Raw genomic sequence first — 11,626 nt, 5'->3', positions numbered from 1 at the left:
ATCCATCATCTTTTGCATCGAATAGTCGACGCGGGCCGCTTCCGGGCGTCCCGGACTGTTCTTCTACGTCAGAGGTAGGCTGTGTCGGTTCCCACAACCATAGTCATCAGTGCCGGAGGCCGCGGAAGTCGTCTCGGGATGGGTCGGAACAAGGCACTTGTCGAGGTCGACGGGAAGTCGTTGATCAGGTGGCAATTGGAGTTGCTCCCGCGTGACACGCCCGTGGTCGTCGGACTGGGATACCAGTCTGAACAGGTCATGGCTGAGGCGCGCGCGGTGAGGTCAGACGTTGCCTTTGTGGTGAATTCCACATACGAGACCACGGGTGCGGCCGCCACCCTCATCAAGGGCGCCGCTCTTGCATTCGGACGCGTGCTGTCGCTTCCAGCGGATCTCATTGTTCATCCGGCAGACATCCGGATGATGCTGTGCCGCGAAGTCGACACGGCGGGAATCGTGCCGCTGACGAGCGTTGATCCTGTGAGCGTCAGGACTACTCAACTCGGCGATCATTTGATGGCGACCGGAGCCGTGCGCTATACCGCGCAAGACCGGCAGGGCATGTACGAATGGTCTGGCCTCGTCAACTATGACCCGCTCACCACTCGTCTAGGACACAGCCAGGGACACGTATTCGAGTACATCACACCGGGATTTCCCATGGCGGCCAAGGTCATCCGCGCTCGAGAACTCGACTTCGCCGAGGAATTGCCGGCAATGGTCTCCTGGCTCCGTCAACTGAGTGTGCTCGGCCACGAACGACGCGATGCGGTTCACGCCGACACCTGACCGAGTTCAGCCCGGGTGAACGGCGGCTGGGTCGAGGGCGGTGTGCACGTCGAGGAAGGCGCGTACGGCGGCGTCCCAGCCGAAGTGTTCGGCGCGGGCGCGGGCGGCGTCGCGGCGGTGCTGCTCGTCGCGGTCGAGTAGTTGCAACACCCCGTCGGCGAGGTCCTCGCCCGCGACCGCGACGCCGGCGTCGCCGACAACCGCGGGCAGCGCGCTGGATACGCTCACCACAGCCGGGGTCCCGCAGGCCAGGGCCTCCAGAGCGGCAAGTCCGAACGTCTCCATCGGACCGGGCGCCAGCACCAGGTCCGCGCCGGCCAGCAGGGCCGCCAGTTCCTGCCGGTCGCTGATCCAGCCGCTGAACGAGACGGGCAGTCCCGCGGCTGCGGTCTGCAACCGGGACCGCAGCGGTCCGTCGCCCGCGATCACGAGCCGGGCGGCGACCCCGCGGTCGAGCAGCGTGCGCAGCGTCGTCAGCGCACGTTCGGGCCGCTTCTCCGGCGACAGGCGTACGCAGCAGACCAGCAGCAACTCCCCGGACGACACGTGCACGCCGCGCACCAGGGGGTCGCGGCGGTCGGGGCGGAACAGGTCGAGGTCGACGCCGAGCGGCACCTGCGTGACGTTGTGCGCGCCGACGCCGGTGAACTCGCCGACAGCCCAGGCGGTCGTGCAGACGATCCGGTCGTACGCTGCGGCGCTGGCGCGGTTGAGCCCGGCGGCGATACGCGAGCGCACCGCGGCGGGCAGCTTCACGACGCCGAGCAGGCCGTCGACGCTCTCGTGCGACACCATCACCGACGGCACACCGTGGCGGCGGGCCCAGGCGCCGGTCCAGCGCAGCGTGGTGCGGTCGGACACCTCGATCCGGTCCGGGGCCAGGTCCGTCAGCAGGTCGGCCAGCGGCCTGCGGCGCACCAGCATCCGGTAGCCGCCGCCCAGGCCGGGCGCGATCGGGCCGGGCAGGGTGATCACGCGGCCCTGCTCGGTCAGCTCGTCGGCGTGTCCGGGGCCGGGGATGATCAGCACCGGCTCGTGCCCGGCTGCGGCGTACCCGCGACCCAGCTCGCGCAGCGCGGTGCGCAGGCCGCCGGAGCTGGGCGTGACGAAGTTGGCCAGCCGGACGATGCGCAGCCCGGTCACGGGGCGTGCACCGGCACGGCGACGGGTGCGGCGAGGCGGCCGGGGGAGCGCACCGCGGCGGCCGCGGTGGCGTAGTGGCCGATCAGCTCGTCGCCCAGCGCGGACCAGGTCCGGCTGGACACCGCAGCGCGGGCCGCCTGCCCGTAGGCGCGGCGCACGGCCGGGTCGGCGAGTGCACCGACCGCCGCGGCGAACCCGTCGGCGTCGTTCGGGGTCACCAGCAGCCCGTCGACGCCGTGGCGGACCAGGTCGAGCGGGCCGCCGATCGCGGGGGCGACCACGGGCACGCCGCTGGCCTGGGCCTCCTGCACGGTCTGGCAGAACGTCTCGTGCGGTCCGGTGTGGACGAACACGTCGAGGCTGGCATACAGCCGGGCCAGGTCGGTGCCGCGGCGGGTGCCCAGAAACGCGGCCTGGGGCACGGCGCGGCGCACGGCTCCGCGGGTCGGGCCGTCCCCGACCACGACCACCCGCACCCCGGGCAGTGCGGCGGTCTGCGCGAGCAGGTCCACCCGCTTCTCCCGGGCGAGCCGGCCGACGTAGCCGACGATCAGCTCGCCGCCGGGGGCGAGTTCGGCGCGCAGCGCGTCGTCGCGGCGTGACGGGTGGAACAGCTCGGCGTCGACGCCGCGGCCCCACCGGCCGACGTTGGGCACGCCGTGCGCGACGAGCTCGGCGGCGGTCGTCGACGACGGGGCGAGGGTGAGCGCGGCGCGGCCGTGCACGTGGCGGATCCAGCGCCAGGCCAGCGCCTCCCCGGTGGTCACCCGGTAGGCGCGGGCGTAGCCGGGCACGTCGGTCTGGTAGATCGCGACGACGGGGATGCCGAGGTCGGCGGCGGCTTTCGCGCCCCAGGCGCCGAGCACGAACGGGCTGGCCAGGTGCACCACGTCCGCCTGGTGCTCGGCGAGCGCCTCCCGGATCCGGCGGGTCGGCCAGGCCAGCCGCACGTTGCCGTACCCGGGCATCGGCAGCGAGCCCAGCCGTACCACGGGGTAGGGCTTGGCGGTGCTGGTGCGGCTCGGCCTCGGCGCCGGCTTCGGCGCGACGACCAGCGGCTCATGACCGCGCGCGAGCAGGTGCTCCGCGACGCGGGCGACGGAGTTCGCGACGCCGTTGACGTCCGGGGAGAACGACTCGGTGATGATCGCCACGCGCATGGCCGCCACGCTAGGTCCGCCGCCGGGAGTCGAGACGAAGAGCGGGAGTCGCCGCGGCGAAGCCCAGGGGAACTGTTGCCTGCCGCGGGCCGGTGACCGGCCGCGTCGTGCCGACGACGGACACGGGGCGCGCGTGAGCGCGGACGGCGTCCCTGCCGGCGGCGTACGCCGTTCCGCTGCACGGAGCCCGCGTGGGCGCGACCGCCTAGGATCGGGCCATGCTCGCTGAACTGCAGTGCGTGGTGTTGGACTGCCGTGACCCGAAGCGGCTCGCCGAGTTCTACCGGTCGCTGCTCGGCGGCGTGGTCAACCAGCCGGACCGGCGCTGGTCACTGGGTGACGACTGGTCGACGCTGCACGCCCCCAACGGATTGGTGCTCGCGTTCCAGCGGGTCGCCGAATACCAGGCTCCGCAGTGGCCGGACCCCAGCAAGCCGCAGCAGTTCCACCTGGACTTCGGTGTGCCGGATCTGGACACCGCCGAGGAGGAGGTGCTGGCGTGCGGCGCGGCCGTGCTCGACGCGGGCTCGCCGGGGCAGAGCTGGCGCGTGTACGCCGACCCCGCCGGCCACCCGTTCTGCCTCGTCCGGCACTGAGCCCGCTCAGCGAGTGACCGCGGCGGCGAGTTCGCGCAGCAGGTCGCCCAGGCGGCGGGCGTCGGCGGGATCCAGCCGGCTCAGCGCCTCGCGCTGCACGGCCAGCCCGGCCGCGACCGCCTCGTCGATCAGCTCGCGGCCCGCCGGGGTGAGCTGGGCGCGCAGCGAGCGCCGGTCGCCCGGATCGGGCGTACGAGAGATGAGCCCGGCCTTCTCCAGCTTGTCCAGCCGCCCGGTCATGCCGCCGGTGGTGAGCATCAGGGTGTCGGACAGCTGCTTGGGGGAGAGGTTGAAGGGCTCCCCGGCGCGGCGCAGCGTGGCCAGCACGTCGAACTCGCCCCGGCCGATGCCGAGGCGCTGGTAGGCGCGCTCCATGCGGTCGCCGATCGCCGCGGCGACCCGGTAGACCCGCCCGAAGACCTCCATGGGCAGCAGATCGTCGAGGTCGGGGCGCTCGGCGCGCCACTGGTCGATGATCGCGTCGACGGCGTCCCTGCTCATGGCGGGAATGATAGCTTGACGGAAACTAGCTTAGTGGTAAGTTACATATAAGCTAATTTCGAGGGAGAGGCAGCCATGACCTACACGGGCGACTCCGGCGCGATCAGCGCCGCGTACCACCCCTCCGCCGATGCGGAGCAGGCCGTCATGGGCTCCGGCTCGACCGCCCGGTTCCTGGCGCCGGGCAGCGTCACCCAGGGCCGATTCGGCCTCTACGAATGGCAGATGCCGGCCGGCGCGGGCGGGGCCGACGCGCACTTCCACCGCACCTTCTCGGAGTCCTTCTACGTCATGACCGGCACGGTCAGCCTGTTCGACGGCGCGCGCTGGGTGGCCGCCTCGGCAGGCGACTTCCTGCATGTGCCGGAGGGCGGCTTGCACGGCTTCCGCAATGACAGCGGCGCCGCCGCCTCGATGCTCATCCTGTTCGCGCCCGGCATCCCGAGAGAGAAGTACTTCCGCGAGCTCGCCGACATCTCCGCCACCGGGCGGCAACTGTCGGAGGAGGAGTGGACCGACCTGTTCGCCCGCCACGACCAGTACCGGGCCTGAGGTCCCGGCAACCCGCCGGATATGCGGGGCACCGCGTTGACGCGGCGCGCGGCAGGATGGCGACATGGCCGACAGCGCCGCTCGCGCGGCATCGCAGACCCGGTACCCGACCGGTGTGAGCCGGTTGCGGCTCGCCATCGAGCCGTTCGGGCGGGTCGGGTTCCAGGTGGACGTCTACGCCGACGAGGTCGAGCTGACCTCGCTGGCTGCCGGCCGCGGCGTCGACCCGCACCACCTGCTGATTCCGGACAACCTGCTGCTGCCAGGGACGGAGCCGCGCACCGTGCCGTTCGCCGTGTGCCCCGGCTGCGGGCGCGGCTGCGCCGACACCCAGGTGACCGTGAGCCGCGAGGCGGACCTGGTGCACTGGGACTTCTCCGGCCGCGGCGGGGTGCCCGGGGGCCGGGTGTCGTTCGCCGCGGACCAGTATCACGCCGAGGCCGTCCGCGCGGCGGCCGACCATTCCTGGGAGACGCCGGTGCGTACGGCATGTCGGCTGGTGCTGACCGGGACGGACCGCGACCACCTGCGGGCGTACGGCCTGCGCTTCGACCAGCTCTACGGCGGTTCCGACGAGCTGGAATGCGCGCTCCTCCTCGGTGAGGAGCGCTACCAGGTGTTCGTCAGCACGCCGTGGCAGGGCCGCAGTCCGCAGGAGGTGGCGGCCGAGATGTGCGCGACATTGCACCAGGCGCCGCAGCAATGGACGGCGGCCTGGTGGCCGATACGTCACGGCCTGCGGCGCCCGAAGATCGCCGGGCCTGCGTGGACCCGCATGCGTTTGTAGGGCGGAACGCGGTCAGTAGTCCTCGTCGTCGTCGAACGGCGCGAAGTCCTCGACCGCGCCCAGGTCGATGGTGTCGTCGGGCGAGGACACGAACTCCTCGAGCTCGTCGTCGTCGATCAGGGACGGGTTGTCTGCCTGCTGCGGTTCGCTCACGGTACGGCCTGCACTTTCACGGTCAGTGAACAGTGGTGTCAGCTCGATTAGAGCGCTGCGGTCCGGCCCGTGCGCGATGACACTCCGGGCGTCGGCCGTGGTGGACGGCCGCCCACCGGCTCAGCCGACGTTCACGTCCGCGTCCGCGCGGTTGAGTTCGGTGGTGTGCGCGATGAGCACGTCGTCGGCCTGGCGGGCCAGTTCCTTCACCCGCGGGTCGAAGCCGTAGTTCAGCTCCGTGCGGGCCGCCTGCAGGCTCTCGCCCTGCGTCTCGATCTCCCTTGTGATCCACATCTGATCGAAGGTGGCCCCGGCCGGCGTCGCGGCCAGCTCCTTGAGCAGGTCCTGCTGCTCCTGGGCGGGCTGGTTCGGCAGGGCCACCTTGACCTGGTCGGCGACCGCGACAACCGCTGCGTCGAGCTGCGTGTGGTCATTGGTGATCAGCTGGCCGAGCCGCCGTACCTCGTCGGAGGCGCCCTTCTGCGCCGCGAGCTTCCCGGACGCGATCTCGTAGAGGTTCGCCTGGTGGATACCGATCAGGAAGGACGCGTCCTGCGGTGACGGCACCGCCGCGGCCGGTGCGGCCGCGCCGACGGCGAGCACCACCGCGGCGAGCACGACGAGCAGCCCTCTGCGCCTGTTCATGACGAAGCCTCCGTCCCCCGACCGCCCGGCGCAGCCTGATGCCGCGCCGCGGCACGGCCGCCTGCGCCCTGATCAATACCCACGATCGCGCTCGTCGACACGTGCCCCGGCCGGGACGAACAGTCTGTCCGGGTACGCGGCGGCGAGCCGGCCGCACTAAACTGCCCGGCGAGCGGGGCCGTAGCGCAGAAGTCGTCGCGCCCGTCCAACAAGCGGGATGACGCCGGTGCGAATCCGGTCGGCCCCGCTCCCCAAGAACCGGCGCGCGGGGAGGACGTCGTCCATGGCAGAGGTGGGGGGCGACCTTCTCGGCCGGATGCTGCTGCACCATCCGGCCCGGTCGACGGTCGCCGAGTGCGCCCGGCTGCGGGAGGCGGGCGACTGGGCAGGGGCGTGCCGGGTTGCCGGGCTGACTCCCGACGTCGACCTCGTCGAGGTGGAGGTGGCCTACGGTGCGGCGGCCGCGCTCCGGATCAGGGCCGCGCTGGCCCAGCTCGCTCCCGACCTGCTGCGGAGCTACCTCCCGACGGACTTTCGCAACTCGCCCTCGTGGCCCGGCTATGTCGTGCTGACCGACCTGGCCGCCGCCCCGGACAGGGTCGAGGCCAGTCCGGTGCGGCTGCCGGCCGAGCCGGTGCTCGCGCTCACCCCGCCGGGGTCGGCGCAGGAGCGGCGCGGCGCGCACCTGGCCGTCGTCGCCCCGGACCGCCTGCCCGTTTACTGGCGGGCGCTGCCCGTGTGGTGCTGGCGCGCCGACGCGGTCACGGCCCGGGCCGAGGCGTACGCGAGCGAGCAGCCACAGACCGAGGCCGACAGGTGGGCCCTGCGCACGGGTGCCGTGACCGCACACGACCTGCACCCGCTGGTCTTCGCGGCGCTGCACCCCGGCACGGTCCAGGTGCCCGCCGAGCAGGCCTGGGAGTTCCCCGCGGTGCGGGTGCGCTGCGCGAGCGTGTGGCACGAGATGCAGGTGCGCGACGGCCGCCTGGTCGCCATGGCGCACACCGAGGCGGAGATCCAGCGGGAACTGGCACTCGGCGCGCTGGGCGGTCCGGTGCAGGGCTGCGCGGCGGTGCTGCGCGGCTGGCACACCGGCCACGGCCGCCTGCCCAGGGCGCTGCGCCCGCAGCGGGACCGCCTGTTCCGCTGTGCGCGGGCGGGGCGCACCGACCTGGTGCTGTCGATGCTGGACGCCGGGTTCGACCCCGCCGTGGTCGGCACCGGCGGGGTGACCCTGCTGCACCTGCTGGCCCGGCTCGACCACGAGCGGCTGCTGCCCCGGCTGCTCGCCGCGGGCCTGCCCGTGAACGGCCGGGACAAGGAAGGCGGCACGCCGCTGCACCACGCCGAGCGGGCCCAGGCCGACGACGTGGTGGCGGCGCTGCACGAGGCGGGCGCGGACCCCGGTCTGACCGACCGGTTCGGGCGGCTGCCCTCGGCGCTGCGCCCGACTCCGCGGTACGACCAGGTGGCGGAGGTGCGTGCCACGCCCCTGCCTTCGTTCTTCCGCAGGCTTCGCGCCCTGCGCCGGACCCGCGCTGAGGAGAGGTCCACTACACTCACCCGGCGAGCGGGGCCGTAGCGCAGAAGTCGTCGCGCCCGTCGTCAAACGGGATGACGCCGGTGCGAATCCGGCCGGCCCCGCTCTCCAGCACCCGGTACGCAGGAGGAGCCCGGCGATGGCCGAAGCAGGACCGGCCCTGGGCGGCTGGTGGGTGCCGCTGCACCACCCGGCCCCGTCGACGGTCGCCGAGTGCACCCGGCTGCGGGAGTCCGGCGACTGGACGGGCGCCTGCCGGGCCGCCGGGGTGAGCCCTCGCGTCGACCTCGCCGCGGTCGCGGCGGAGCACGGTGCGACCGCCGCGCGGCGTGTCCGGGACGACCTGGCACAGTTTGCTCCCGACCTGTTGCGTTGCCATCTGGGCGACGGGCTTCGCCTTCGTCGGGGATGGCCCGGTGCGGTCCTTACCGACCTGGCCAAGACGTCGGCCGAGTCGGCGTACGGTCCGGTGCGGCTGCCGGACGGGCCGGTTCTCGCGCTCGTCCCGCCGGAAACGGACCAGGCCGTTGACAATCGCGCGCGGCTCGTGGTGCTCGCCCCGGATCAGGTGACGCCCATCTGGACGGCCGTGCCGGTGTGGTGCTGGCGCGCCGACGCCCACGCCGCGCGCCGCTACGCCTACCGGGTGGGGCATCCGCAGGCCGCCCGTGACACGACGGCGCTGCGCAACGGCGTGATGACCCGGCACCAGCTGCACCCGCTGACCTTCGCCTCGCTGTACCCCGGCGAGGTCCGGACGCCGCCCGCACCGGGCCGGGAGTTTCCCGCGGTGCGGGTGCGCTGCGCGACCGTGTGGCACGAGGTGCAGGTCGTCGGCGGCACGCTGGTCGCCAGGGAGCACACCGGCCAGGAGATCCAGCGGGAGCTGGCGCTGGGCGCGCTGGGCGGGCCGGTCGCGGGGTGCGCGGCGGCGTTGCGCACGTGGCGGACCGGGTGGGGGCGGCTGCCCAAGCGGCTGCGGTGGCAGCGGGAGTTCTTCTTCCGCTGCGCCCGGGAGGGGCGCGGTGACGTGGTGCTCGCCATGCTCGACGCCGGATTCGATCCGGCGGTCGTGGACGGCGGCGGGGCGACGCTGCTGCATCTGCTGTCCGGGCTCGACCACGGCCGGTTGCTGCCCCGCCTGCTCGCCGCCGGGCTGCCGGTCGACGGCCGGGACAAGCTCGGCGAGACACCGCTGCACCACGCCTGGCAGGCCGGTGCCGACGACGTGATCGCGGCCCTGCTCGCCGCCGGGGCGGATGCCGGCCTGGCCGATCGGCACGGCAGACTGCCGGTGTAGCCGCGCGCGGGTCGGCGGCATCGATGGGCGGCGCGGTGCGACCGAGGCGGTTCAGGGACGGGGAGTGCACGATGAGCAGCGGCGTCGAGGTGCGGCCGGCGGTGGCGGACGATTGGGCGGCCGTGGCCGATCTGGTCAACTTCTACATCGACACCACGACGGTGAACTTCCGCACCCGGCGGCAGACGGCGCAGGAGTGGGCCGAGGACTGGGCCCGCGGGCGGGAACGGTATCCCTGGCTGGTGGCCACGGTCGAGGGCGAGGTGGCCGGGGTCGCCTACGCGGGCCAGTGGAAGGCACGCGCCGCCTATGACTGGTGCGCCGAGGTCACCGGCTACGTCGCCGACGGCAGGCGGGGGCAGCGCGTCGGGCACGCGCTCTACCGGGCGCTGCTGGCCGCACTGGACGCCCAGGGCTACCGGACCATGATCGGCGTCATCGGCCTGCCCAACGATCCCAGCGCCCGGTTCCACGAGGCGTTCGGCTTCCGCCACACCGGCACCCTGCAGGGCGTCGGCTACAAGCACGGCCGCTGGTGCGACATCGGGTTCTGGCAGCGCACGCCCGGCGCGGCGGACGCGCCGCCCGGCGAGATCCGTCCTTTCGCGACCGTATGGCCGCAGGTCAGCGCCACCCTGAGCGAGGACGGCGCGGCCAGTTCGTGACCGGCCATGGCGGGACGGGCGACGCACGCCGGCGCCGGTCCTCCAGGCACGGCTGCTGGGAGGACCGACGCCGGCGCGACTCAGGTGGACGGTTCCGCGAGCGGCGGGGAGACCGCTAGGGCGTCCACCGCCCAGGTGGTGTCGGGGGCGTGGTTCGTCGGGCTGTCGTAGGCGTGCGGGCCGCCGTTGTCGGCCACCCACACCTCCGCCGCGTAGTGCCGCACGCTCAGGCTGGGCAGGTTCGAACTGGCCAGGCTCACGTTGCCCGTCCCGGAGCGGTCCGGCTGGGCGCAGCACGTCGCGTCGGCGTCGAACAGTGCGGTGCCGTCGCGGGCGTCCTTGCGTACCCGGAAGCCGGCGTGCCGCAGGTAGTTGGTGGTGTGCCCGGCGGTGGTGACGCGCAGCGAGGCGCTCCTACGGGTGGGCGGACCGGGGGCGGTGAGATCTGCTGTCACCGATGTTTCATAACGGTGCAGACACGACTTCTTGTCGTCATCGGACTCGGTCTGTATAACGTTATAGAGCGAAGGCGGTTGATCGCAATCGGACCGAACCGATTGCGGGTCAACATTTTCGGCGGCCTATTCGCGCTGTAAGAATGCCCTCCTTTATTGACGTAGGTCAATCCCACCGCAGGGAGAGTCCCATGTTCCAGCGCAACAAGGCAATGACCATCACAGCTACCCTCGTCCTGGGCGGAGCACTGCTCGGCGCCTGCACCAAGGGCGAGGACACCGGCACCCCCACCGACGGCGGCAGCGCCGGCGCGCAGGTCGTGGCCTCGGCCAGTGCCGGCGGCGACGGCTGCACGCTGCAGGCGTACGGCGCGACAAAGATCGAGCTCAAGGACGCGATCGTCGGCTTCTCCCAGTCGGAGAAGGAGGCCAACCCGTTCCGCATCGCCGAGACGCAGTCCATCAAGGACGAGGCGGCCAAGGTCGGGGTGAAGAAGCTGCTCGTCACCAACGCGCAGTCGCAGCTGTCCAAGCAGGTCAGTGACATCCAGGACATGCTGGCCCAGGGCGCGCAGTTCCTCATCGTGGCGCCGCTGAACTCCGACGGTCTGGAGCCCGCCCTCAAGGCCGCGGCCGACAAGAAGGTCCCGGTGCTCACCATCGACCGCAAGGTCAACGCCACCGCCTGCAAGGACTACCTCGCGTTCCTCGGCTCGAACTTCGTCGAGCAGGGCAAGCGCGCGGCCGACGCGATGGTCAAGGCCACCGGCGGCAAGGGCAAGGTCGCGATCCTGCTCGGCTCGTCGGGCAACAACGTGACCACCGACCGCACCAGCGGCTTCGTCGACCAGATCAAGGCCACCGCGCCCGGCATCGAGATCGTCGCCCAGCAGACCGGCGAGTTCGCCCGGGACAAGGGCCAGCAGGTCACCGAGCAGCTGCTGCTGAGCAACCCGGGCATCACCGCGATCTACGCCGAGAACGACGAGATGGCGCTGGGCGCGGTCACCGCGATCAAGGGCGCGGGCAAGAAGCCCGGCACCGACATCAAGATCGTGTCGATCGACGGCACCCGCAACGCCGTCGAGGCCATCACCAAGGGCGAGATCAACGCCGTGATCGAGTCCAACCCCCGCTTCGGCCCGCTGGCCTTCGCCACCGCGCAGAAGTTCCTCAACGGCGAGTCCATCCCCGCCAACGTCATCATCTCCGACCGCGAGTACGACTCGGCCAACGCCGCCGTGTCGTTGAGCAGCGCCTACTGAGGCTGCCGCAGTGCCGGAAGTGGGGGCCCCCCCCGCCCCCCCCCGCGCCCCAACCAACCACCCCACGACCAACGC

The 11,626-nt window shown here is 72.4% G+C and carries 14 protein-coding genes and 2 tRNA genes; 10 read left to right on the top strand and 6 right to left on the bottom strand.

From position 1 onward, the window contains the following. Positions 1-81: 81 nt before the first annotated feature. On the top strand, positions 82-789 hold the full coding sequence (locus tag FLL47_RS12450) for an NTP transferase domain-containing protein (RefSeq protein WP_281286696.1): 708 nt from the start codon (positions 82-84) through the stop codon (positions 787-789). Positions 790-795: 6 nt separating this feature from the next. Here FLL47_RS12450 and FLL47_RS12445 read toward each other — a convergent pair whose 3' ends face one another. Both FLL47_RS12445 and FLL47_RS12440 read right to left on the bottom strand, forming a co-directional pair. Then, positions 796-1,932 (bottom strand): glycosyltransferase, encoded by a 1,137-nt coding sequence (locus FLL47_RS12445; protein ID WP_144120652.1) that lies wholly within the window; start codon positions 1,930-1,932, stop codon positions 796-798. Continuing rightward, positions 1,929-3,092, bottom strand: a complete 1,164-nt coding sequence (locus FLL47_RS12440; protein ID WP_144120651.1) for a glycosyltransferase family 4 protein — start codon at positions 3,090-3,092, stop codon at positions 1,929-1,931. The genes FLL47_RS12445 and FLL47_RS12440 overlap by 4 nt, the downstream gene beginning before the upstream one ends. 218 nt (positions 3,093-3,310) lie before the next feature. Between FLL47_RS12440 and FLL47_RS12435 the strand changes: the two genes are divergently transcribed. Then, entirely contained in the window at positions 3,311-3,688 is a 378-nt protein-coding gene (locus tag FLL47_RS12435) for a VOC family protein (protein ID WP_144120650.1), read from the top strand. Positions 3,689-3,694: 6 nt separating this feature from the next. Here the strand turns inward: FLL47_RS12435 and FLL47_RS12430 are convergent, their stop codons facing one another. After that, positions 3,695-4,189 carry a MarR family winged helix-turn-helix transcriptional regulator gene (locus tag FLL47_RS12430; RefSeq protein WP_144120649.1) on the bottom strand — a complete coding sequence of 165 codons (495 nt, stop codon included), beginning with the start codon at positions 4,187-4,189 and terminating at the stop codon, positions 3,695-3,697. A gap of 75 nt (positions 4,190-4,264) precedes the next feature. Here FLL47_RS12430 and FLL47_RS12425 point away from each other — a divergent pair, with 75 nt between their 5' ends. Further along, positions 4,265-4,741, top strand: a complete 477-nt coding sequence (locus FLL47_RS12425) for a cupin domain-containing protein (protein ID WP_144120648.1) — start codon at positions 4,265-4,267, stop codon at positions 4,739-4,741. Between the two features lie 64 nt (positions 4,742-4,805). Then, positions 4,806-5,528, top strand: coding sequence for a hypothetical protein (locus FLL47_RS12420; protein WP_144120647.1), 723 nt, complete (start codon positions 4,806-4,808; stop codon positions 5,526-5,528). 12 nt (positions 5,529-5,540) lie between these two features. Here FLL47_RS12420 and FLL47_RS42855 read toward each other — a convergent pair whose 3' ends face one another. Both FLL47_RS42855 and FLL47_RS12415 read right to left on the bottom strand, forming a co-directional pair. Beyond that, positions 5,541-5,681: a hypothetical protein gene (locus FLL47_RS42855; protein WP_186315688.1), complete on the bottom strand. Its 141-nt coding sequence runs from the start codon at positions 5,679-5,681 to the stop codon at positions 5,541-5,543. 120 nt (positions 5,682-5,801) lie between these two features. Then, positions 5,802-6,326, bottom strand: coding sequence for a DUF4142 domain-containing protein (locus FLL47_RS12415; protein ID WP_144120646.1), 525 nt, complete (start codon positions 6,324-6,326; stop codon positions 5,802-5,804). Positions 6,327-6,500: 174 nt separating this feature from the next. On the opposite strand from FLL47_RS12415, the gene FLL47_RS12410 reads away from it, so the two are divergent. The 5 genes from FLL47_RS12410 to FLL47_RS12390 all read left to right on the top strand — a co-directional run bounded on the left by FLL47_RS12410 (position 6,501) and on the right by FLL47_RS12390 (position 9,831). Beyond that, positions 6,501-6,573: transfer RNA gene (locus tag FLL47_RS12410), tRNA-Val, on the top strand. 36 nt (positions 6,574-6,609) lie between these two features. Continuing rightward, on the top strand, positions 6,610-7,908 hold the full coding sequence (locus FLL47_RS12405) for an ankyrin repeat domain-containing protein (RefSeq protein ID WP_186315687.1): 1,299 nt from the start codon (positions 6,610-6,612) through the stop codon (positions 7,906-7,908). Then, positions 7,899-7,970, top strand: a tRNA-OTHER gene (locus FLL47_RS12400). Before FLL47_RS12405 ends, FLL47_RS12400 begins: the two co-directional genes overlap by 10 nt. Before the next feature lie 35 nt (positions 7,971-8,005). Continuing rightward, entirely contained in the window at positions 8,006-9,166 is a 1,161-nt protein-coding gene (locus FLL47_RS12395) for an ankyrin repeat domain-containing protein (protein ID WP_144120643.1), read from the top strand. Positions 9,167-9,237: 71 nt separating this feature from the next. Further along, positions 9,238-9,831: a GNAT family N-acetyltransferase gene (locus FLL47_RS12390; protein ID WP_144120642.1), complete on the top strand. Its 594-nt coding sequence runs from the start codon at positions 9,238-9,240 to the stop codon at positions 9,829-9,831. A gap of 80 nt (positions 9,832-9,911) precedes the next feature. Here FLL47_RS12390 and FLL47_RS12385 read toward each other — a convergent pair whose 3' ends face one another. Next, positions 9,912-10,286: an AbfB domain-containing protein gene (locus tag FLL47_RS12385; protein WP_222106043.1), complete on the bottom strand. Its 375-nt coding sequence runs from the start codon at positions 10,284-10,286 to the stop codon at positions 9,912-9,914. A gap of 191 nt (positions 10,287-10,477) precedes the next feature. On the opposite strand from FLL47_RS12385, the gene FLL47_RS12380 reads away from it, so the two are divergent. Then, a complete protein-coding gene (locus FLL47_RS12380; protein ID WP_144120640.1) occupies positions 10,478-11,551 on the top strand; it encodes an ABC transporter substrate-binding protein in 1,074 nt (357 codons plus the stop codon). Positions 11,552-11,626 lie beyond the last annotated feature (75 nt).

Source organism: Catellatospora sichuanensis (genome assembly GCF_007483665.1).
Lineage (GTDB): Bacteria > Actinomycetota > Actinomycetes > Mycobacteriales > Micromonosporaceae > Catellatospora > Catellatospora sichuanensis.
This window is presented reverse-complemented; position numbering and strand designations above follow the sequence as displayed.

Bases quoted from the DNA above. Each gene is read 5' to 3' on its own strand.
- FLL47_RS12440 (WP_144120651.1), bottom strand. From the start codon at position 3,092: ATGCGCGTGGCGATCATCACCGAGTCGTTCTCCCCGGACGTCAACGGC.
- FLL47_RS12435 (WP_144120650.1), top strand. From the start codon at position 3,311: ATGCTCGCTGAACTGCAGTGCGTGGTGTTGGACTGCCGTGACCCGAAG.
- FLL47_RS12430 (WP_144120649.1), bottom strand. From the start codon at position 4,189: ATGAGCAGGGACGCCGTCGACGCGATCATCGACCAGTGGCGCGCCGAG.
- FLL47_RS12425 (WP_144120648.1), top strand. From the start codon at position 4,265: ATGACCTACACGGGCGACTCCGGCGCGATCAGCGCCGCGTACCACCCC.
- FLL47_RS12420 (WP_144120647.1), top strand. From the start codon at position 4,806: ATGGCCGACAGCGCCGCTCGCGCGGCATCGCAGACCCGGTACCCGACC.
- FLL47_RS12415 (WP_144120646.1), bottom strand. From the start codon at position 6,326: ATGAACAGGCGCAGAGGGCTGCTCGTCGTGCTCGCCGCGGTGGTGCTC.
- FLL47_RS12405 (WP_186315687.1), top strand. From the start codon at position 6,610: ATGGCAGAGGTGGGGGGCGACCTTCTCGGCCGGATGCTGCTGCACCAT.
- FLL47_RS12395 (WP_144120643.1), top strand. From the start codon at position 8,006: ATGGCCGAAGCAGGACCGGCCCTGGGCGGCTGGTGGGTGCCGCTGCAC.
- FLL47_RS12390 (WP_144120642.1), top strand. From the start codon at position 9,238: ATGAGCAGCGGCGTCGAGGTGCGGCCGGCGGTGGCGGACGATTGGGCG.
- FLL47_RS12380 (WP_144120640.1), top strand. From the start codon at position 10,478: ATGTTCCAGCGCAACAAGGCAATGACCATCACAGCTACCCTCGTCCTG.